This window comes from Gottfriedia solisilvae (assembly GCF_002128405.1).
Taxonomy (GTDB): domain Bacteria; phylum Bacillota; class Bacilli; order Bacillales; family Bacillaceae_G; genus Gottfriedia; species Gottfriedia solisilvae.
Genome location: NZ_NETJ01000001.1, coordinates 47,286 through 69,622, shown reverse-complemented (window position 1 = coordinate 69,622; position 22,337 = coordinate 47,286). Strand labels below are relative to the sequence as shown.

The 22,337-nt window shown below is 30.1% G+C and carries 17 protein-coding genes; 14 read left to right on the top strand and 3 right to left on the bottom strand.

Annotated features, from left to right (window positions below; all coding sequences use genetic code 11):
• The first annotated feature begins 7 nt into the window (after positions 1-7).
• From CAB05_RS00240 to CAB05_RS00210, 7 genes are all read left to right on the top strand, one after another.
• Positions 8-883, top strand: coding sequence for a carbohydrate ABC transporter permease (locus tag CAB05_RS00240; protein ID WP_087997758.1), 876 nt, complete (start codon positions 8-10; stop codon positions 881-883).
• 18 nt (positions 884-901) lie between these two features.
• The gene (locus CAB05_RS00235; RefSeq protein ID WP_371870373.1) at positions 902-1,801 is read left to right on the top strand and encodes a carbohydrate ABC transporter permease; all 900 of its coding nucleotides are present in this window, start codon (positions 902-904) and stop codon (positions 1,799-1,801) included.
• A gap of 47 nt (positions 1,802-1,848) precedes the next feature.
• Positions 1,849-2,484: a YesL family protein gene (locus CAB05_RS00230; protein WP_087997757.1), complete on the top strand. Its 636-nt coding sequence runs from the start codon at positions 1,849-1,851 to the stop codon at positions 2,482-2,484.
• 34 nt (positions 2,485-2,518) lie between these two features.
• Positions 2,519-3,541: an aldose 1-epimerase gene (locus CAB05_RS00225; protein WP_087997756.1), complete on the top strand. Its 1,023-nt coding sequence runs from the start codon at positions 2,519-2,521 to the stop codon at positions 3,539-3,541.
• Positions 3,525-4,859 (top strand): xylose isomerase, encoded by a 1,335-nt coding sequence (gene xylA, locus CAB05_RS00220; protein WP_087997755.1) that lies wholly within the window; start codon positions 3,525-3,527, stop codon positions 4,857-4,859. The genes CAB05_RS00225 and xylA overlap by 17 nt, the downstream gene beginning before the upstream one ends.
• Positions 4,860-4,957: 98 nt before the next feature.
• Positions 4,958-6,457 (top strand): xylulokinase, encoded by a 1,500-nt coding sequence (gene xylB / locus CAB05_RS00215; protein ID WP_087997754.1) that lies wholly within the window; start codon positions 4,958-4,960, stop codon positions 6,455-6,457.
• Positions 6,458-6,530: 73 nt separating this feature from the next.
• Positions 6,531-8,135, top strand: a complete 1,605-nt coding sequence (locus tag CAB05_RS00210) for a glycoside hydrolase family 43 protein (protein ID WP_087997753.1) — start codon at positions 6,531-6,533, stop codon at positions 8,133-8,135.
• 180 nt (positions 8,136-8,315) lie between these two features.
• On the opposite strand, the gene CAB05_RS00205 is transcribed toward CAB05_RS00210, so the two are convergent.
• Positions 8,316-8,486 carry a site-specific integrase gene (locus CAB05_RS00205; protein WP_087997752.1) on the bottom strand — a complete coding sequence of 57 codons (171 nt, stop codon included), beginning with the start codon at positions 8,484-8,486 and terminating at the stop codon, positions 8,316-8,318.
• A 737-nt stretch (positions 8,487-9,223) separates the two neighbouring features.
• Between CAB05_RS00205 and CAB05_RS00200 the strand changes: the two genes are divergently transcribed.
• On the top strand, positions 9,224-11,971 hold the full coding sequence (locus tag CAB05_RS00200) for a P-loop NTPase fold protein (protein ID WP_087997751.1): 2,748 nt from the start codon (positions 9,224-9,226) through the stop codon (positions 11,969-11,971).
• Between the two features lie 279 nt (positions 11,972-12,250).
• Here the strand turns inward: CAB05_RS00200 and CAB05_RS00195 are convergent, their stop codons facing one another.
• On the bottom strand, positions 12,251-12,892 hold the full coding sequence (locus CAB05_RS00195) for a hypothetical protein (protein ID WP_087997750.1): 642 nt from the start codon (positions 12,890-12,892) through the stop codon (positions 12,251-12,253).
• Between the two features lie 261 nt (positions 12,893-13,153).
• On the opposite strand from CAB05_RS00195, the gene CAB05_RS00190 reads away from it, so the two are divergent.
• The 6 genes from CAB05_RS00190 to CAB05_RS22765 all read left to right on the top strand — a co-directional run bounded on the left by CAB05_RS00190 (position 13,154) and on the right by CAB05_RS22765 (position 20,557).
• Entirely contained in the window at positions 13,154-14,440 is a 1,287-nt protein-coding gene (locus CAB05_RS00190) for a DUF4365 domain-containing protein (protein ID WP_158093130.1), read from the top strand.
• 833 nt (positions 14,441-15,273) lie between these two features.
• A complete protein-coding gene (locus CAB05_RS00185; RefSeq protein WP_087997748.1) occupies positions 15,274-16,797 on the top strand; it encodes a zinc-ribbon domain-containing protein in 1,524 nt (507 codons plus the stop codon).
• A 555-nt stretch (positions 16,798-17,352) separates the two neighbouring features.
• Positions 17,353-17,955 carry a hypothetical protein gene (locus CAB05_RS00180; protein WP_087997747.1) on the top strand — a complete coding sequence of 201 codons (603 nt, stop codon included), beginning with the start codon at positions 17,353-17,355 and terminating at the stop codon, positions 17,953-17,955.
• Positions 17,956-18,885: 930 nt separating this feature from the next.
• Complete coding sequence (locus CAB05_RS00170) at positions 18,886-19,455, top strand: hypothetical protein (protein ID WP_087997745.1); 570 nt, start codon at positions 18,886-18,888, stop codon at positions 19,453-19,455.
• A 420-nt stretch (positions 19,456-19,875) separates the two neighbouring features.
• Positions 19,876-20,466, top strand: a complete 591-nt coding sequence (locus tag CAB05_RS00165) for a recombinase family protein (protein ID WP_213087722.1) — start codon at positions 19,876-19,878, stop codon at positions 20,464-20,466.
• Positions 20,462-20,557: a DUF7695 domain-containing protein gene (locus CAB05_RS22765; RefSeq protein WP_442903101.1), complete on the top strand. Its 96-nt coding sequence runs from the start codon at positions 20,462-20,464 to the stop codon at positions 20,555-20,557. Before CAB05_RS00165 ends, CAB05_RS22765 begins: the two co-directional genes overlap by 5 nt.
• A 181-nt stretch (positions 20,558-20,738) precedes the next feature.
• Here CAB05_RS22765 and CAB05_RS00160 read toward each other — a convergent pair whose 3' ends face one another.
• Positions 20,739-22,055, bottom strand: a complete 1,317-nt coding sequence (locus CAB05_RS00160; protein WP_087997743.1) for an HNH endonuclease — start codon at positions 22,053-22,055, stop codon at positions 20,739-20,741.
• Between the last annotated feature and the right edge of the window lie 282 nt (positions 22,056-22,337).

The following is a 22,337-nucleotide window of genomic DNA, read 5'->3' as shown; positions in this document are numbered from 1 at the left end:
AAACGAAATGAATAAAGCTATGTCTAATAAAAAAATAATTGCTCTTTATATTGCACCAGCTCTTTTTCTAATCCTTGCTTTGATTTATGTTCCAATCGCACAAACGGGATATTTTGGCTTAATGAAATGGAATGGGATTGGGGAAAAGGAATTCATTGGCTTAAAGAATTATTCCCACTTATTATATGATCCTCTTTTTTGGCAAAGTGCCTTCCACTCATTTTTATTAGCAGTATTTTCGGCAGTTAGTTTAATAGGATACTTGTTCATCTCATTTATACTTGCTGGAAAAATTAAAGGTGCAGACCTGCTGAGAAAAATTTATTTAATTCCAATGCTACTTGCCTCTGTTGCAATTGCTCAGCTTTGGCTAAAGATTTATCACCCAACAAATGGAATATTAAATAGTCTCCTTGTATCTCTTGGAGTAGATAATCCGCCTGCATGGTTAGCGGAAACAAATTTAGCTTTATATGCGATCATTATTCCGATTATTTGGCAGTATGCTGGGTTCTACATTCTTATTTACTATGCAGCACTTAAAAACATCCCAGATTCACTGATTGAAGCTGCGAGAATAGATGGGGCAACCCCAATACAAATTGCCTTAAAAATAAAATTACCTTTAATAATGAACGTCGTAAAAGTAACAATTGTTCTTGCTGTTGTAGGATCACTTAAATACTTTGACTTAATTTACGTAATGACTGGTGGAGGTCCAAATGGTTCTAGTGAAGTAATGGCTTCCTATATGTATCAAAAAGCATTTAAAGGATTTGACTTTGGTTATGCAAGTGCAATTGGATTCTTCTTATTAGTTATCTGTTTAGTTGCTACTTGGGTTATACGTAAATTTACTGAATCGAATGATGACATTTATTAAAAGAAAGGGGGATTTTAGGTGGATACGGTAAAAGCTACAGGATCTCAAGCCATTGTATCAGAAAAGAAAACAAGTCTAGACAAAAGTAGTACGCTGAGTCGAATTGCATATGGGCTTATGTATCTTTTCCTTATAGTCGTAGCGGTATTTCAAATTTTTCCGATCATCTGGCTATTTCTTTTTTCATTAAAAAATAACCAAGAAGTATTCAACATGTCTCCTTTTTCTTTACCAGAGAATCCCAAATGGGAGAACTACACAAAGGTTTGGACTGAAGGAAACATTAGTCTCTATTTCTTTAACAGTGTAACTTATACAATTGCAGCAGTAGTTTTGACAGTTGTTTTAGCGAGCATGGTAACCTTTGCGATTACAAGAATGAATTGGAAAGCAAGTAAGCTTGTCCTTGGATTATTTATGGTCGGTTTAATGATTCCAGTTCATTCAACGCTGATACCATTATTTAATACATTTACAAAAATAAACTTAATTGATAACCCACTTTCGGTCATTCTTGCATATACAGCCTTTAACTTACCAATCACAATCATGATTCTAATTGGTTTTTATGAGGCACTTCCAAGGGAGGTTGAGGAAGCGGCAATCATGGATGGGGCATCAATTAACCATATCTTTTTTAAGATTACGTTGCCAATGACATCACCAGTAATTGCTACAGCGGCAATTATTAATATGATTTACAACTGGAATGAATTTGTTTTTGTAAACACATTCATTAGCTCAGATCAATTTAAAACGCTAACAGTTGGTATACAAAACTTTATTGGGCAATATACGACAGATTGGGGAGCTATAGGCGCAACCTTAGTCATTAGTATCCTACCAATACTAATTGCTTTCTTTATTTTAAGTAATCGAATTGTTGAAGGGATCGCATCTGGCTCTGTAAAAGGGTAAGACAAAAGATAAAGCGATTAATGAGTTAAGAAAAAGGGGATGATTTGATGCTATTTGGTAAAACAATGGGGAAACTGTTTACGATATGTGAATGGATTATGAGGTTTGCATACGTCAATTTACTATGGTTCCTGTTTTCTATAGCAGGTTTAATCGTCCTTGGAATTTTCCCAGCTACAGTAGCGCTTTTTACAATCGTTCGTAAGTGGATACTAAAAGAAACAGATTTTCCAATTTGGAGAACATTTCTTACTGTTTATCGCAAGGAATTTAAAAACTCCAATAAACTAGGAATGCTACTCATTTTTAGCGGAGCCTTTATATTATTTGATGTTTTTTTCATACGAATGATTGAAGGAACAGTCCAATTCGTATTGATCGTACCACTATTAATCATTACAGCTATTTATCTTATGATTACACTTTACATTTTCCCGATTTATGTCCATTACGAATTTAAACTGATGGATTATGTGAAAAATGCGTTGTTTTTAAGCATTTTTCACTTTCATATAACCTTACTTATGCTGATTAGTTTACTAGCGATTCTATTTTTACTAGTCTATCAACCAGGCTTTATTCCATTTTTTAGTATGGTATCAGTAGCATGGATTCTAATGTTTTGTGGAATGTATAGCTTTAATCGAATTGGAATAAAGCAAAATAAGATTAGTAAAGTATGAGTTTTTTGAACGAAAAGTTGGGAGAGGAAGATTGATGAAAAACTATGTCGAGGAAATCTCTTTTTTAGAAGAGGCGGCCATCAAAGCTGGGAATGAACAATTAGAGATCATCATTGTTCCTGGATGGGGATCAAATTTGATATCGATGGTTGATAAAAAAACAAATACAGAGCTATTAAGAGTTCCTTCCTCTTCAGCGGAATTTTGGGAATACCCAGTTCTGTTTGGAACACCTATTTTATTCCCACCTAATCGAATTGATAAGGGTAAGTTTCATTTTGGTGAAAGAACATACCAATTTGATATTAATGAGCAAGACAAACAAAATCATATTCATGGTTTTGTTCATACAAGAAAATGGGATGTCTCTAAAATTGAGGTAAATGAAGAAACGATTTCCATTATAACTAAATTTGATTCAAGTAAGCATGAGGATGTAATGGTCCAATTTCCACATCATTTTATTATACGAATGAGCTATATATTAAACGATAATTTATTTGCTAAAAAAGCAGAAATTATGAATAAAAGTAGTGAAGTTCTCCCATTTGGATTTGGCTATCATACTAGCTTCTTATTCCCTGTAGAGACCTCATTGTTCAAGCTTTCAGTCGATAAACGTTGGAAGTTAAATGAACGATTTTTACCGACGGGAGAACTAGAAGACATTTCATTCCGTGATGAATTAAACAAAGGGATGAGTTTGAGTGGTATGAAGTTAGATGATGTTTTCTTATCTAATCCTAACAACAAGGGATTGCAAACTGCTCAACTATTATATGGTTCATCAGGAATTGAAATTAACTATACCGTTGATCAAAGCTTTAAACATTGGGTTGTTTATAACAAAGATGGAAAAAGTGGATTCTTATGTCCAGAACCCTATACATGGGTAACAAATGCACCAAACCTTAATGTAAAAGCAGAATTGACGGGTATTCAAGGGATTGAGCCAGGAGATAAGAAAATAGTGCGTACATGGATTGTTGTTTCACATAAAAAGTTAGATTCCAAAACTACTATTTTAGGAGGAAATAAACATGAGTTATTTTTCTAACATTAATAAAATTAAATTTGAAGGTCCAAAGTCAAAAAATGTACTTTCTTTTAAGTATTATGATCCACAAAGAATCATTAACGGTCAAAAAATGGAAGATTTACTACGATTCTCTGTTGCATATTGGCATACATTTACAGCAGATGGATCAGACCCGTTTGGAGCTGGAACAATGCAACGTCCATGGAAGCATTTAACAGGTATGGATCTTGCTAAAGCACGTGTAGAAGCTTCATTCGAGTTCTATGAGAAATTAGACGTCCCGTTTTTCTGTTTCCACGATTCAGATGTAGCTCCAGAAGGAAATACACTAGGTGAAACATACAAAAACCTAGATATCATTGTTGAAATGATAAAAGATTATATGAAAACAAGCAAAACTAAATTACTCTGGAATACAGCTAATATGTTTACTCATCCTCGTTATGTAAATGGTGCAGCTACTTCTAATAATGCAGATGTATTTGCATATTCAGCAGCAAAAGTGAAAAAAGGATTAGAAATTGCAAAAGAACTTGGTGCAATAAACTATGTATTCTGGGGTGGTCGTGAAGGATATGACACGCTTATGAATACAGATATGAAGCTTGAGCAAGATAACTTAGCCCGCTTCTTCCACATGGCAGTAGATTATGCAAAAGAAATTGAATTTGATGGTCAATTCTTAATTGAACCAAAACCAAAGGAACCAACTAAGCATCAATATGATTTTGATGTAGCAACAGGTCTAGCGTTTTTACAAGCAAATAACCTAGATAAACATTTCAAATTTAATATTGAAGCAAACCATGCAACACTTGCGGGACATACGTTTGAACACGAATTACGTGTTGCTCGTATTAATGGAATGCTAGGGTCAGTCGATGCAAACCAAGGTGATAAGCTAATCGGTTGGGATACAGATGAGTTCCCTACAGATCTTTACTCTACAACATTAGCAATGTATGAAATCTTAAAAAATGGAGGTTTAGGTAGAGGTGGTCTAAACTTCGATGCAAAAGTAAGAAGAGGATCATTCGACGTGGAAGATCTGTACCATGCACATATTGCAGGAATGGATAGCTTTGCGATTGGAACATTAGTAGCGAATAAGCTAATTGAAGATAAAGTATTTGAAAACTTTATCGAGGATCGCTATAACAGCTTTACTTATGGTATTGGTAAAGAAATTGTAGAGAACAAAGCTAATTTCAATTCCCTTGAAGCTTATGCTTTAAATTTAGGAGAAATCCAAAACAAATCTGGCAGAGAAGAACGCTTAAAATCAGTATTAAACCAATATTTACTAGAAGTGATTTCTGAATTCGCTACAGTCTAAGAACATCGAGGATTGCCATATAATGTGTTGGGAATTTCAATGTTTCCAGCACATTTTTCTCATACTGTACTCTCAAAAACGACAAAAGGATGAGTGGAATGAAATACGTTTTAGGTATTGATTTAGGTACAAGTGCAGTAAAAATCTTATTAGTTAATCAATCTGGAGAAGTATGTCAAGAGGTTACACGTGCCTACCCACTGATACAAGAGAGATCCGGGTATAGTGAGCAAAATCCGGAAGAGTGGGTTGAAAAAACGATTGATGGACTATCTGCTTTAATCAGTGGATTTGATGGAGATATAAATGATATTGAAGGCATTAGCTTCTCAGGACAAATGCATGGATTGGTTCTGCTAGATAAAGAAAATAAGTATCTTCGAAATGCTATTTTATGGAATGATACAAGAACAACAAAACAATGTGAATTTATCAATGAAGTAGTAGGAAAGAATCGTTTACTTGAAATAACGAAAAACCCTGCGTTAGAAGGATTTACTTTACCAAAGCTTTTATGGGTAAAGGAAAATGAACCAGGACTATTTAATCAGACAGCAGTTTTCTTACTTCCAAAAGATTATCTTCGTTATCGCTTAACTGGAAGAATACACACTGAATTTTCTGATGCAGCAGGTACATTACTATTAAATGTGAAGGATAAGCAATGGAGCGAGGAAATTTGTAATAAGTTAGGCATTTCCTTAGAGATTTGTCCGCCTTTAGTAGAGTCACACGACTTTATTGGAACGATTACAAAGGAAGTATCAAATCAAACAGGTTTAAGTCCAGAAGTTAAAGTGTTCGCAGGTGGCGCAGATAATGCATGTGGGGCTATTGGTTCCGGAATCTTAACTGAAGGTAATACATTATGTAGTATCGGTACTTCTGGTGTTGTCCTTTCCTACGAAGAACATGGAGATCAAGACTTTAAAGGAAAAGTTCACTATTTCAATCATGGAAAAGAAGATGCCTATTACTCGATGGGTGTTACGTTGGCGGCTGGATTTTCATTAAGCTGGTTTAAGGATACATTCGCTGAAAATGAAAGTTTTCAACAGCTACTAGAGGATGTTGACCAAGTTTCAATTGGTTCAAATGGTTTATTATTCACTCCCTACTTAGTTGGAGAAAGAACTCCACATGCTGATTTTAGTATTAGAGGAAGTTTTATTGGAATGGACGCATCACATAAAAGATGTGATTTTGCACGAGCAGTAATGGAAGGAATTACATTCTCATTAAATGAATCAATTGAAATTTTTCGAAAGAATGGTAAAAAGATTGATTCAATCATTTCAATTGGTGGCGGAGCAAAAAATCCAGTTTGGCTACAAATGCAGGCAGATATATTTAACGCGACAATTATTAAGCTATCAAGTGAGCAAGGTCCAGGAATGGGCGCTGCAATGATTGCCGCATACGGATGCAACTGGTTTGATTCATTAGAGAATTGTGCAGAGGAATTTATTAAACCAGTTAATGAATATAAGCCAGTTTTAGAGAATGTAAAAATGTATGAAAAGCTCTACATCATCTATAAACAGGTCTATTTACAAACAAAAGAGCTAAATCAGCAGCTTTTTGAATTTAGAAAGTAGTGTGAACTTTTTTGACACGGCAGTAAAAATTAATAATGGCATGAAATAAATAGATAAACATGGAGGGTGTAAAATGGCTATCATTCGTAATCCGATTTTACCGGGATTCAATCCGGATCCAAGTATTTGTCGAGTAGGGGAAGACTATTATATTGCAGTTTCTACTTTTGAATGGTTTCCAGGTGTTGGAATTTATCATTCAAAGGATTTAAAAAATTGGCGTCTAATCTCTAGACCATTAAATCGTTTGAGTCAATTAAATATGACGGGAAATCCCGATTCAGGCGGTATTTGGGCCCCTGCATTATCTTATCGTGACGGACAGTTTTGGTTAATTTATACGGATGTAAAAGTAGTTGAAGGACAATGGAAGGATTGTCATAATTACCTTGCAACTTGCGAGACAATCGATGGTGAATGGTCTGATCCAATTTATTTAAACAGTACAGGGTTTGACCCTTCTCTATTTCATGATGAAGATGGTAAGAAGTATTTAGTTAATATGGTTTGGGACCATCGTTTAGGAAATCATAATTTTTATGGTATTTCTTTACAAGAATATAGTGTTGAAGAAAAGAAACTGATCGGTAAATCGGAAGTGATCTTTAAAGGAACGGATATTAAGCTAACAGAAGCACCACACTTATATAAAATGAATGGTTACTACTATTTATTAACAGCTGAGGGTGGTACGAAATATGATCACCAAGCTACAATTGCACGATCCAAACAATTAAAGGGACCGTATGAGGTTCATCCAGAAAATCCATTAATTTCGTCATTCCATTCACCAAGAATTCCACTGCAAAAAGCGGGTCATGCATCAATTGTCCAAACCCATACAGATGAATGGTTTCTTGTTCATTTAACTGGAAGACCTTTACCAAGAGAAGGGCAACCATTATTAGATCCAAGAGGCTTTTGTCCACTTGGAAGAGAGACTGCTATTCAAAGACTAGAGTGGAAAAACGACTGGCCATATGTAGTTGGAGGAAATCATCCTTCACTTGAAATAGAAGGACCAAGTATTGAAGAAGTAAAGTGGGAACGTGATTATCCGGAAAAAGACGACTTTAACTCAGAAATCTTAAACATGCATTTTCAAAAATTAAGAATTCCTCTTGGTGAAAACGTAGTTTCACTAAAGGATAACCCAGGCCATTTACGTTTATACGGTAAGGAATCATTGACATCTAAATTCACTCAAGCATTCGTAGCAAGACGCTGGCAGCATTTTAATTTTACGGCTGAGACAAAAGTTGCGTTTTATCCTAATACATTCCATCAATCTGCGGGACTAGTAAACTATTATAATACGCAAAACTGGTCTTCATGCCAAATTACTTGGAATGAAAGCAAAGGTCGAATTTTAGAGTTTGTTTCATGTGATAATTTCACGTTTGATCAACCTCTTCAAGGAAATGAAATCGTAATTCCAGAGCATGTTGAGTATGTATATCTACGAGTTGATGTGAAAACGAATATTTACCAATATTCTTATTCATTTGACGGTGAAAACTGGACAGTTCTACCAGTAACTTTCTACTCTTATAAGCTTTCTGATGATTATATTCAAGGCGGAGGATTCTTTACAGGTGCATTTGTTGGTATGCAATGTCAGGATACAACTGGACAGAATCTTCATGCCGATTTTGATTACTTTATTTATAAAAACTAATAGTGCAGGATAAGAAGAAATAGGGTTTAGGATTCAGGAAAAGATACCCTGTTTTTTCCTTATACCTGTTTTAATAAACATAATAAAAAGAGTCGTAATTAATAAGTAATCCTTATTGATTCATCGTCTAAATGCATTAAGAGTAGTTGTTTAGAAAGATATAATTTTACTTCTTCATCATCATAAAGTAGATAATGTAACTTCATAAAGAACGAGTGATCCATTATGTTTCTTTAGAAACTGAATAAAACAGTGCAAATCATTCTCATATGAGTTGAAAGTATTGTTTGATAAATTTTTCTCAATTTTAATGTAAGATAAAAATTCATCAACAGTATGTTGAATATTCATTTGCAAAAAACCTCCTAATATTTTGGTTATAAGGATGCAGCCGAGAATTATGTACCGAACCAAATACTTAATGTAATGACCTTAAAGATTATGGGTAATATCCGTTACTTATTGTGAAAGTGATACCAAGAACTACCTAATAACGAAAATTATCGGAAGTGAGTAACTGTAGTTATTGGTACGCTTCACTTTTTCTAGTTTACATAATATATAGTAAGCCGAAGAATATGGAAACTTATCGGAAGATTACAAAATTTATTTGAAAATTTATTAATTATGATGATTGTATAGTATATTATGAGGATAATCATATATTAATCTAGGGTTGATATTTTTTCAATATTTTTGAATGTAATTAATACTATGTTTTGTGCTAGATGTTTTTCTAAAGGAAGAATTGTTGTTAAGGAGACTGATGGATCAGTCTCTTTTTCACTTTTGGGTAAGGTTATTTTTAGAGATAAAAAACAAAATTAAACGGGCATGAGCCCGGTACAAATTATAAAATCCGTAAAGGGATGGCACAACAACATCTCAACTTAAAATAGAACAATAATCGCTAGGGGGAGACATATTAAATTTGTGTAGTATTTATATTTTTCTTGATTTATCTAATAATAAAGTAATTCTACTTGAAATATACAATTGGTGATATATTTAAAAGGTAGAAATTGCAAATAATATTTAATTAATTTTAGTCTAAAAGAATTAAATTTAAAAAGTTTGAGGTATGGAAAATGGAAAGTAATATTGAAAGAAAAAAAATTATTAGTTTTATATTTTATCTAGTTTTAGCGATCTTTAATGGTATAGTTTTTAGAGGTATTGCAAGTACTTTATTTACAGGAATTACTCTTTCTTATTTTGCAAAAATAGGATTGATTCTATTTACTTTAATGACGTTAATCTTTTTTAGAGAATTATTTTTTTATAGAAAAACCGTTAAACAGGTAATAAAAAATTACTTAAATTTTATATATTTCTTATTGTTAGTGTCATTAACACTGTCAATTATACTACAAAGTAAAATAGAATCTATTCTATTTATTTTCTTGGCGTTAATAATCGTATGGATATTCTATGCATTTGATGAACAAGTTGAAATTATTTCTAAACATACGGAACTTTCCGATTTACCAGTCAGGTCATTAGATGAGTTATTCCCTACAAGAAAAAAAGAGTTTAATAGGATTTATGGTTTTTTGAATGATTTGGATATATATGATCCTTATGCATTAGCAATTAGTGCAGAATGGGGAGAAGGGAAGACAAGTTTTGTAAATGCTTTAATTGAAAATTTAAAAGAAGATAGTAACGAAGTAATCTTTGTACAGCCAATGATAATAGATACGAGAGAGAAATTGATAAACTATGTTTTCGGTCAATTAGAAACAATAATGAATCAAAATGAAATTTATACTGGTAAAGGGAGTCCATACCAGAATTACTTTAATTTATTACTTAAATTAGTAGGTAATAAAAACATTAATAACATTGTAAATTTTTTTGACTTATTTCCAGAAGATAAAAAAGAGGATTTACGGGAATTTAAGGAAAATTTAGAGATTAATATTCAAAAATTGCTTGATTTACAAAAGAGAATTATTATTATTATAGATGATTTAGACAGAGTTGAAGAAGAGACTATTTATAGTACCTTAACATTTATTAAAGAAATTGTTGATTTAAAAGGAGTAATTGTTTTATTAATTGTCGATTATGAAAAAATTGTATCTGAAAGAATTTCGGTTGCTTACTTAGAGAAGTTTATTAATACCAAATTTGAATTAAAAAAAATTGAAAATGATGAAATATTTAAACATTATTTTGAAACTCTTTTTCCAGAATTTAAAGATACCTTTATTTTGAGTGAACTCCAGAAATTAAAGTCGTCATATAAAGATTATTTGGAAGTTATTTCAACCAATATAAAAGAAGGAATCGAAAAAGATAAAAAGAAGTTAGAGAAAATTGACAAAAAAGAAGTAATTTATCAAGTATTATCAGATGACATCAATAAGATTAATGAGCAATTGAAAGATTTTAACAGTAAACTTAGTAATCCAAGATACATAAAAAAAATCGTCTCAGGAGTTAGAGAGAGTTTCATTTTTGTTGAAAATAACTTTAACAGTAGTAGTTCGAATTTTGATTTAGAAAATGATGTTATAAATATTAATTTACTAATCTTTAAATTAAATATCTTTAAAGTAATATTCAAAGAGATCTACGAAAAGATTGTTAAATCAGGCGATATAGGTCTTTTTGTAGACAATAATACTGATATATTTTTAAAGTCATTTTTTAGAGAAACAAGTAAAATCTTAATTTATGAAACTCAGCAAATTTTAAAAAGTAGGGAATATGAATTTTATAACAAACTAATTTATTCAGATAAAATATCATCTGACATATTCTCAAAAATTAAAACTAAAAATGAGGAATTATTAGAAGAATTAGATTCGATGGAGGAAATAAAAAGTGAACATTGGAATTATACTAAACTTACAGAAATGCTAGTAGCCATAAATTATTCACAAGAAAAAGTAAGTCCAAATATTTTAACTCGTAGAATAAAAACTTTCTCTGATATAACAGTGGATTTGACAAATGAAAATAAAATTACATTAGCCCAAATATTTGAGTTAATAGGGAATCAAAATAGAAACCCTATTGTGAAATATCCTGATTTTCTTGAAAGAACTAGTTTATTGTTACAAGAATCAAATATTGAATTTTTGAATAACAATGAAAAATCAACTTCATTATACTATCTAGAAAACATAGAACTACAAATAATCTTAGATGTAACAGGTTATTTGCATATGGTCTGTTGGTTATATTTATTTGAAGAGAATCAGTATAATCATGGAAGTTTAAAAGAATCATTCGAAAAAATAACATCTTTAAAGGTAATGAATGAATTACTAATAAGTCTTTTATTGGAAGACAATAAAAAGAAAGAACTTACTAATTCTATTAATTCAATTGAGTTATTTAATGATATTTATAATTTAATAAAAACAAAAATTATTAATATCCATCAAAATAATAGTGAGATTTTAGACGCATTTGAGCATTATGATGAGAAGATTAATAGTTTTATCCAAATATATATATTAAAGAATAAACTAATTCAACTAGTCTTGAAAATACCTATTATGAATCTGAATAGATTTGAATTACAAAATGGCTCAATGTCTGTAGAACTACTAATTAATAAAATTGATCAGTTATATAATTTTCTTGAAGACTCACAAAATATTATTGATTATCAGCATTTTTCATATTTCCATTCCATTATTAATGAAATTGGATGGCTAAATAAGCAAGTTCTAAATGAAGAATATCATATAAAATTGAGAAAATCGTATATTAATCTAAAGCAAAAGTTAAATGAAGAGATTATGCTGTATGACAGATTTAATTGGAGTTACTGCCAAATAAAATTTGCTGATATTCAACAAAAATATACCAATTACTAATATAGTCTTGTTCAAACACAGAATTACATATCTTTAAGTGGTATCGTATAAAATAACGATTTATATTGTGTTTCACCCTATCGCGAAATAAATTAAAGATAGCTAAACTTTAAGTTTAGCTATCTTTTTTATTTACAACTTACAAGATCAATGTCTTATGTGAAATATATATTTTTAGGGATTCGTTTAACGATTAAAACATGCTAATATTTAGCAATAAGTTTAATATAGACTCAAGTATTCAAAATGATTGCCTAGTGGTTTATCGCAGGATTAATTTTATTGGTTTTCATTATCAAATTTTTCTTTGGATTTTATAACTGGGTCTAGTAATTTGTAAAAAAACTCTACAAAATAATTAAAAGCCTCAATACATTCATTTAGAATTTTGTCAAAAGAATGAGGAAGTTCGTGTCCAATATCAAATGCTATTTGATTTGAAAATACCGTATCGGAACGATTTATTGAATAAAACGCTTGCTCAGAATGATGGATATATCCAGAAGTATTTTTATAGACTTCCTTAAATGTAGGATCTATTTCATTTAGTCTTCCACTTAAGTAACCATCTGTCATTTTTACTCCTTCTTCGCTTTTAAGTTTATTAAGTTGATATTTATTTGAAAAAATACTTTTTTGAACTTTATCTTTATCCTCAGCGATGAAAATAGCGTAAGTTCTCATACAAATATCTAACTGTATTCTTAACATGAATCCAGAGCAAGTCAAATTTCTCGATTCAATCATTTTTAAGAAACCATCAGTTAATCTAAGACACTTGTCTACTAAACTTAAAAAATATATATCCTCTAAAAAGAGAGATTTACCAATAATTTTTTTTGCATTTTTTATTCCTTCGACTCTTAACTGATGTAAATATATAATATTACTTTGTATTTTTTTTGAATAATCTGTATACATGTTATTCATCTTCCTCTTCTAAACTAGTTATATATTCATAACTGTACATTCAAAAACTATCTTTTACAATAGGGATTAGTTATTGAATGAATTAAACTAATACAAACATTTAACTCAGAAGAACTAATCTTCAAAAGAACTATCATGTGTGATTTAAAGCACTATCTAAAGTTAATATTGACAAAATTTATCGAAAATTTATAAAATAAGTCGTAAAAAGTTAAGAATCACAAAGTCATGTTAAAAAGGGGTAAATTAAATATGTCAAAGAGCGATACTCTACTTTCTCAATATACAGAAAATCAACAACGAGAAGATATATCGAGAAACTATGTAGAGAGTTTTTTTGTAAAAAAGGGATGGAAGTTTAGAAAAACTGAAAACGATAACGATATAGATGTAGAAATAGAAATTTTTAAAGAAAGAATAACAACAGCAAAGTTCATAAAAGTACAATTAAAATCTACTAAAGATATCGATATTAAAGAAGAACTTGGGGAAGTAATCTACGATTGTCCAGTAAAGTTCTTAAATTTTTGTGATATTTGTGAAGTACCTGTACTTATTTTTTTATATGACGACAACACTAGTGGAGGTCAAGCATATTGGCTCTTTGTACAAAAGTATATTTATGAAACTTTAGAACGTGAAAACCCAACATGGAGGCTAAATGCTTCTAAAGTAAGAATAAAAATTCCTAAAGATAATCTCATAATTCATGAAGATCATTTCTATAATCAACTAACTGAAATATCTTCAACAGGAATTAATGAAATAATAAATTTTAGAAAAGCAAAAATTGCTGAGCAATATTTTTTATTATTAAAAGAGAGAAGAATAGAAAATGATGAAAATATAAATCTTACTAGAATTAAAATTAGTATAGATAAAACTTTGGCTTCTAGTAAAGATGCAATGAGAATTGCAATCAAGTATATCAATGAAAATTTAAGAAATAAATACAAAAGTGATCAAATATGGATTGATTATTTTTCTGACATACAGCAATCGGTTTTTGGAATACCTTTTTGTAGAACGCTTTGGAAGATAAAGCAATCAAAAGAAAATTATTGGGGAATAATAGATGTTAACGAAAAAATTGATGATATATTAATACAATGGGTTATAGGGCATGAGTATTTTGCTAGAAGAATAGAGACTAAACAAATCTTAAAAGAAAATTATTTGGAAATTACGGAAAAAGTTTATACAGAATTTTTGTATTTTTATAATGAACTCTATGAAATTATTAATTTATATACAGATAACAATCTTACAGAAGAAAATCTAAAAATAAAAGTTAAAAATATAAAATCAAAAAAAATGCCAATAGAAAATTTTTTAGATTTTTATAATAAAATGACTAGTGGAATAGTACCACCATTCGAATGTGCAGAGGTTTCAAAGAATTTGTCCAGTTTAGTTCATTTTATTAACTTAATTTGGGAAGAATGTATAGATGAAAATTTCGATTATATGCTAGAATACTTTATTGACTGTGTTCAAACTAATTTTATCTTCAAATATGAATTAAGAAAAATCATATAATTTTTTTGAAAATTCTTTGTACTTTTTAATAATTAATACTAATTAAATATGATCGTTCTATTTTTTGACATATCGAATTAGCAGCAGTTGGTATATTTCTATACGCAGAACACAAGCAGCGAGTTGCCAAGGTCAAAACAAATTACAACGGTGAAAAGAAACCTTGATTACAAGGGTCATCAAGGGGATGGATGGTATCAATTCAAGTTCCATCTATAAGGAGATCCGAATAAAGAATTAGATTTAGCAGTGATGTTATTTCATTATCCTAAAAATTAGGTTATAAGTAAAAAAGAACTACTTTTTCAGAAGGTAGTTCTTTTTTTAAAATATTCTATGATAATTACAAGTTTATAATTCACTTATTAAACTTCTCAACTTCTTACCTCAAAAATTAAAAAGAGTATAAGAAAGTAAATAAGGTATATAAAGAAGTTCAAAGTCACTATCTAAAAAAAGGTAGTGACTTTTTAAATATAAAAAATAGAGACTCGTTATTTTTTTCAATCTATGCGCGAAACAAATGTTTCGCGCATAGATTAATAGATTTGTATAAAAACTTGGTTTAAAAATAAAATTTTTGGATATAACGTTATTATAAATTCTAGAAATGAAAATACTTATGGAAAAAATAAAATAATAAAATAAATAATTTGGAGAAAAAATTTAAATTAGCAGAAAATTATTATAGGGAATTTATTTATCTCACAAAATTATAAATTACAAGGTATACAATTGGGTAAATGTACACTCACCATTTAGTAAAAACCATAAATAATTTTAGGAAAATATGGAAAACTATAAAAAAAATTTGAACTCTTGAGGGAATCTAGATGTCGATATTAGAGGAAAAAATTTGGGTAACTTTAAGTTCTAATACATTTGAACACTACGAAAATTTAGGATATAGAATACCTCGTACATTTGATGGGTCAAAAAACAAAATGGTAATAAGGAAAGGAACAAAAATATTAGTATTAATAAATGATTTACCCAAATTTAGTCAAAAAAAATTAACTAAAGTTTGTGATGAATGCGGTAAAAAAACTAAAAATCTTCCTTATTTTAAAATTCATCTTAGTAGAGAAAGAGGGGATGGTAAGGATAGATGTTTTAAATGTGCAACTAAAAGGAGAGTATTTGTTCAAAAGAATAATGTTGATGTTTTATATGAGAAATCATTGGAATATTGGGCCAAAATAAATGGAAAAGAATTTTTAATGATTGAATTTAGTAATAAAAATAAAAAGAAACCATGTGAAATAAATTATGGTTCCAAAACTCTTTATTTATGGGAATGTCAAAAATGCAAAAGTGAATATAAAATGACGCCAGAGCGTAGACGTAGTAGAAATTGTCCATATTGTAATAGTAGAAAAGTAAACCATACAAATTGTCTTTGGACTACAAGTCCTCATATTGCTAAACACTTAAAAGATCCTCAAAAAGGCTATGAATTAACATCTGGTAGTTCTAAAAAAGAATGTTTTATATGTCCAAATTGTGCGCATGAACAATTGAAAACAATTTATAGTATGGCAAATAAGGGTTTTACTTGTTCAATATGTGGAGATGGTATACCTTACGGGGAAAAGTTTATATTTAAACTATTAAAGGCTTTAAATGTTGATTTTGAAACGCAAAAAATTTTTAATTGGTCGAAAAATATCATTTATCATAACTCTAGTTTAAGTGGAACTAAAAGATATGATAACTATATTCAAAATATGAAAATGATAATTGAAATTCATGGGTTACAACATTTTTACCCAAGTTTTGAGAGATTTGGCGGAAGAAGGCTAGTTGAAGAATTAGAAAATGATATATTAAAAGAAAAATTAGCAAAAGAAAATGGAATTGAAATATATATAGTTATTGACTGTAGGCACTCCGAACTTAATTGGATAAAGAATAGCATATTAAATAGTAGTCTAAACAGTTATTTTGATCTCTCGAATATAAATTGGAACGAATGCCATGAATTTGCATGTAATAGTTTAGTTATATCCGCTTGCGAACTGTGGAATGAAGGTATTAAAGACAAAGAAGAGATTGGAAAAATATTTGGTTTATCAAAAAATACCATACATAATTACTTGAAAAATGGAGACTCATTATCGTTATGTAATTATGTTCCTTATTTTCACATTTCAAAACAAATAATTCAATTATCTTTAAATGGTGAGATTATTACAGAATATGCAAGTATCTCTGAAGCAGCACGCGCCCAAAACATATCTAAACGTTCAATGATTTCAGAATGTTGTTATGGAAAAAGAGAAACTGCTGTTGGATACAAATGGATGTTTAAGGAAGACTATGAGAGAATTCTCCAAGAAGTTTCCTTCAAAAAATAAAAAAATATTTATATCTTAAAACTCTCATTTATTCTAAAAAGTTTCTGTATTATTTCGGAAGATCTTTTCTAAATATCTCGATTAAAATTAATGAATGAATATTAAAGAAAAAGTAGTTTTTTCATTTCTGTATTTTTTTAAGTATGAATAATTTAATAAACGTTACCTTAAGAACCCAGGCAAATATATATAGAAGAAAGTGTATGTAGAAACAGGATAATTGAAAACAACAATGGGAATGCGATTCAAGAATCACTTTCCTTACAGGAAATAGAAGTCAATATCTTACCGCTAGAGGTGCAATAACCGACTGAATTGGTACGATATACTGCCGAAAACCCCACTTAATCCGCTCTACGTGGAAATAGGAAGGTTTGAACGGAGAAAAAATGAATGGAAAACAAAAACCCCTCTTTTCCTAAAGGAACATATGTAAATTTCACTGAATATGTTACATAATTCTAATTCCCGTTAGATATTTTAATAAATACCGTTTAATATAAGAGTATAAAGTTAGAAAGTTAACTAGTGAGATAGATAACAGGAGATGAAAAAATGAGAGTTTTCCAAGATACATATATAATTGAGGATGATGTTGCTAGTAAGTGTGAAACTGGAGAGTTAAGCAGAAGTGGTGGGGTCATACGGCATAATACAGGTAAGCAAAAGGGACAAATAGCAAAAATGTATGACCCTGTTAACTCTATTGAAATTAAGCCAGGAGCACTTGCGGTAAAGGCTTTACGTTTAGCATGGAACCACAGAGATACCGTTTGGGCAGGAACTAAGTTAAGTATAACACTAGCAAAAATTAAAAAACATAAACATGATATTTGTAATAAACTTAAAAAGTCTCTAAAGATCTATCGAAATGCTCTGGAAAACGACTCTCTTACATTGGGAATAGTTGAAGAATTTATGAAACGCTTAGATGATTTTAAAACACTACCTAACTTTGAAAAAATAAACATTTTTTCGTTTGAAGAGATTAATTTGCTTTTGAATTGTAGTTTTGAGTATACAAAACTACTTGCAGCAAATAATTCGATTGAACTAACTATAATAGAAAAAGATATACATTCACTATCTGACAATCCAGTAATTAAATTACAGAGTTATCTTAGAACACAAAAACGTATTTTTGAACTGGCATCTTAGTTATTAAAGAACTTCTATATCAATAAACTAGTAGTTTTGATCGTTACATCTATTTTGATGATGGAGTAGTGACAACAATCAAAGAATAATAAAACGCTAGCCATTCGTGACTATTCATGAGTGGCTGCTTTTTTGGTGAAAAAAGAGAATCCTGCGCTTTCCACACGAGGATTCCAAACACCAATTTACTGTATTAATATTGATTAACAACAATCATTACCATACCATAGTGCATTTTTACTGACAATCCTCTATATGGCACGATTCACTTCCTCTACCATTTTCCTATATATTCTTATTTTTCGTATCAGTACCAGTTATTCCTTCTGAAATCATCAACTGCATCTCTTTCCTATTACTATATAGATAGATAAGAAGGAAACACAGGTGAGAAAAAGTTGGTCAAGTGCAACAAAAACGCTTGAAACACGCCTAGAGCGATTCAGAGCGCTTGAAACGGAATTAAACCCACTTTTTGGCACTATATTGCGCCTATACGGTCGGATATTGCGGTTTTTAGGGGGTTTTTTAAGGGCAATCTTACCCATCTTGAACAAAATCCGAAAAAATCTGATAAAACTGAACAAAATCCGTAAAAACTCGAAAAAAATTGATAAAATCGAATATAAACAGATTTTTTTTGTAAAAAGTCGTAAAAATTGAACAAAATCAGATAAAATGAGAAAAAACTGAACAAAATTTGATAAAACATGAGAGGAAAAGAATGGGTATCATGACACTGGAGGAAGTAATCAAAGTATTAAAATCCTATCACTTTGTAAAACGGACTGAATGTTGAAGTGAATATCGTTCGAAAATTTTTTAATATAAGAATAAAACAAGATAAGTGACAATATAAATTAAGTATTCACTTAATACAAGTGAACTATTAAGTATACGTGACTCACTAACAACTATGGAGGGATTGTCATGAATGAAATGTTAAAACGATTAGAAGTATTAGAAAATGTGGTAGAGCAATTAAATGTGAAAGTGAATTTACTGCAACAAACAAATCAACAACCAGTTGAAGAAATTTTTAAAGAAGTTCCACATTGGAAACGAAATTCTGTTTCAAAGTATATGATCAAAGTTGTCTATCCAGGCATTTATCGTAGTAAAGATAAGCCAAGAGCGGCTTTTCCGAAAAATAGAAGAACTGTTGCTGAAAAAATTGAAGTTGGTCAATATATGTTTATCTATGCAACCTCACCAGAAAAGAAAATCATTGGATTAACAAAAGTTATTTCTTCAATTAAGAAAGTAGATGTAGATAGATGGCCTTACTCAATCGATTTAGTGTGGATTGTTGGTCCAAAACCTGGTGTACAATTTAAAGAGGTTGGATTAGATATCAGACCGTTACCTGGAGATACACTATTTTCTATATCTGATGATAGAGCACAAGATGTTATTAAAGCATTGAATGAGCAGCCAGACTTAGATAAGGGTATGCTAGATTACCTTGCAGATAAATATGAGGATGAAGATTTGTTTTAAAAAATAAAAAGTATAAACATTATGAATTAATGAAACAATTAAAAGATATTACAAAAAAATTCCCCTTGCTTTACTCTAAAAAAACCAGTCAGTAATAGGCTGGTTTTTTTTGTAGTATTCATTTTAAGGACTTGAAAATCAAGCCACAAATTTCTCCACACGCTCGTTTCCATTAAATAGATTTATATTTTTACATATTTTACAAGTTTTATAGTTTTTATGACTTTTATATTATCGCATTTTTTAAAGTTGAAATAGAACTAAAAACGTTCGTTTTTCGTGTACTTTTTAAGTAAGTAAATTTTAAGGTATTTTTAATTCATTTTCAGTACTAAAACTCATTCTAAAAACTATGTACGAAATATTGAAAATAAATATGAGTTTTAGTACACTTTAAAGAAAAAAAAGGATTTGGTAAAATTGACTGAAGAAAAAAGAGAACCAGTTACATTTGGTTATTGCAGAGTTTCTACAGACGAACAAAATTTAGATAAATACATAAATCAATTAATTGATTATGGTATTCGTCCAATCCACATATTCAGTGAAAAAATCACTGGTACAAAAAAAGACCGTCCACAACTGATGGAACTCCTTAATCATGTTGAAAATGGAGATACAATCGTAATTGAGTCATTATCTCGATTAGGAAGATCAACTAAAGACTTAATCGAAATCTTTGAAATACTTAAAGCGAAAGGAGTACAGTTAGTCTCTTTAAAAGACAGGATTGATACAACTACCCCTACAGGCACAGCAATGTTTGGAATGTTGGCTGTTATTGCACAATTTGAACGAGATTTAATTAGTGAACGTACAAAATTTGGTTTGGCTTCTGCAAGAGCAAGAGGTAGACTTGGTGGCAGAAAGCGTACTGATGAAAAAGTACTTAAAAAGGCTGTGAAACTATATGAGGGGAAGTCTTTAACGATTAAAGAAATATGTGAAGCCACAGGTGTATCGAGAACCGTCCTTTATGATTACATTCGAGCACAAAAAGGCGTGAATTAAAATAAAATTAACTAGTAATCGTATAAAATGTAAGACTTGTGAAGATATAATCGAATCGAGGTACGACAGTGATTTTAAACTGAAAAATTAAGTCTTACGGATCTTCAAATTTCAGATATAAAATTAGTCAGTCGAATGAAGCAAGTGCGCTTAATCACATAAAAATGATTAAGCGCACGAGAGACTAAGATTAGATAATTCATACGTATAGGCCACATAAGTAGTGGTTTTTTTATAGGAAAACAATTTAAATTTAAATTTAAATGTAACGGTTATTTATAATATTCTAGGAGTTGCTCAAGACTAATGTTTAATCCGCATCTTCTTAATCTTTCTTTTCTTTCTTCATATAAAGGTGTGATAATTTGAGTTATTTCTTCGTAAGTAGCATGATGAATCTTTTTATGACATAAAGGACATAACGATGTAACGTTCGCTTCAACATCCAGATTATGTTCAAATTCTTCTTCGAATTCCATTGGTATTAAATGGTGGGCTTCAACATAGTTTTCACCTGTTCCTTTTGAAATAAAGAACTTATGGGAGTCACTTACTTCACACAAGTAATTTGCTACTTTAATTGCCCTTTTTGACACAGTTCGATTTCTATTACTTTTGCATGTAGTTGTAGAAGAAGAATTATACTTTTCTTTAGGCTCATCTACTATTGGTTCAGTATCAATAATGACTACTCTTTCAACCTCGCTTTGAAAAGTTTCCTCATCCATATCATTATCTAAAGCGAAGCGAATGTCTTTAGAATAAATAAGATTCATAAAGTCTTCATATTTATCTTTATTTAGGTTGTGCTGCGCGTTCTTTAGAGGACCTATTCCATCCCAAATTAACTTCATGTCATCAATTGTGAGTGGGTTAAAGATGCAAATAGTTGATGGATTAAATAAATAATAACCTTTATACCCACCATCTGCTACTTGTTCATACCTTTCTTTATGTAAGAGTTTAGCCGCTGCTATTATATGACTTTGATATTGAAATAAAAATAACGAACCGCTTGGTGTGTTTAATCCATTTTTATATTGATAATGTCTATTTGGCAAATTATATAAAAACCACTCTTGAGTCTCTATAATTGATTTATTAGCGAAAGCAGGGTCCTGACTTGACATAGGTAAAACTCTTATTGCCGGTACACCAACCCTATCTTCATCATTTTCATAGAATATCCCGTAATTATATAAAATTTCATCTTCAAAACTATATATCTCTGATTTTAAAATATGAACTTCAGCATTAACTCGTATTCGGCCATACAAACCAAGAGTTCTTCTTAACTTATCTAATAAAGAAGGTATGTCTTTTTTAACAAACCATTTATCTAATTTATGTTCTGTAGACCTACCATCCGCATACTCTAAAAAATCACTCTCAAGATAAACCTCTGCTGTCATATCTTTATAACCAATGTACTTACTAGGAGCGAACATATCTAATTGTTCGATATAATACCATTGAGCAAATTGAGCAAGTTTCTTTCTTAAATTATCATTCGATACTATATCTTGATTAAATTGAGTTATATTTTTTTTAATTTCATCTATTTCTTCAACTAAAAGTAACTGGCTCATTTTTTTCTCCCTTATCATAAGAATTTACTGAAATTTCCTAACATAATTATACAAGTCATATAAGGATAAAGAAATAAAATGTACATTTAGTTAAACTTTATAGATTTGATTCTTTTACAGCCTTATTTCTGAATAAGTAAAAAATAATTATGATCAGATAGTGTTTTTTAGTCAATTGTATAAGAGATGAATATACTCTCATGAAGAATAAGGCTATAATAATTAGGTAATAAAAAATATTTACTTCATATTTTTGTGTATAGAATTATTGGAGGAGAAATA

What these genes read in the sequence shown, in the direction of transcription:
- CAB05_RS00240 (WP_087997758.1), top strand. Translation starts at nt 8, where the DNA reads ATGAATAAAGCTATGTCTAATAAAAAAATAATTGCTCTTTATATTGCA.
- CAB05_RS00230 (WP_087997757.1), top strand. Translation starts at nt 1,849, where the DNA reads ATGCTATTTGGTAAAACAATGGGGAAACTGTTTACGATATGTGAATGG.
- CAB05_RS00225 (WP_087997756.1), top strand. Translation starts at nt 2,519, where the DNA reads ATGAAAAACTATGTCGAGGAAATCTCTTTTTTAGAAGAGGCGGCCATC.
- xylA (WP_087997755.1), top strand. Translation starts at nt 3,525, where the DNA reads ATGAGTTATTTTTCTAACATTAATAAAATTAAATTTGAAGGTCCAAAG.
- xylB (WP_087997754.1), top strand. Translation starts at nt 4,958, where the DNA reads ATGAAATACGTTTTAGGTATTGATTTAGGTACAAGTGCAGTAAAAATC.
- CAB05_RS00210 (WP_087997753.1), top strand. Translation starts at nt 6,531, where the DNA reads ATGGCTATCATTCGTAATCCGATTTTACCGGGATTCAATCCGGATCCA.
- CAB05_RS00205 (WP_087997752.1), bottom strand. Translation starts at nt 8,486, where the DNA reads ATGAATATTCAACATACTGTTGATGAATTTTTATCTTACATTAAAATT.
- CAB05_RS00200 (WP_087997751.1), top strand. Translation starts at nt 9,224, where the DNA reads ATGGAAAGTAATATTGAAAGAAAAAAAATTATTAGTTTTATATTTTAT.
- CAB05_RS00195 (WP_087997750.1), bottom strand. Translation starts at nt 12,892, where the DNA reads ATGTATACAGATTATTCAAAAAAAATACAAAGTAATATTATATATTTA.
- CAB05_RS00190 (WP_158093130.1), top strand. Translation starts at nt 13,154, where the DNA reads ATGTCAAAGAGCGATACTCTACTTTCTCAATATACAGAAAATCAACAA.
- CAB05_RS00185 (WP_087997748.1), top strand. Translation starts at nt 15,274, where the DNA reads ATGTCGATATTAGAGGAAAAAATTTGGGTAACTTTAAGTTCTAATACA.
- CAB05_RS00180 (WP_087997747.1), top strand. Translation starts at nt 17,353, where the DNA reads ATGAGAGTTTTCCAAGATACATATATAATTGAGGATGATGTTGCTAGT.
- CAB05_RS00170 (WP_087997745.1), top strand. Translation starts at nt 18,886, where the DNA reads ATGAATGAAATGTTAAAACGATTAGAAGTATTAGAAAATGTGGTAGAG.
- CAB05_RS00160 (WP_087997743.1), bottom strand. Translation starts at nt 22,055, where the DNA reads ATGAGCCAGTTACTTTTAGTTGAAGAAATAGATGAAATTAAAAAAAAT.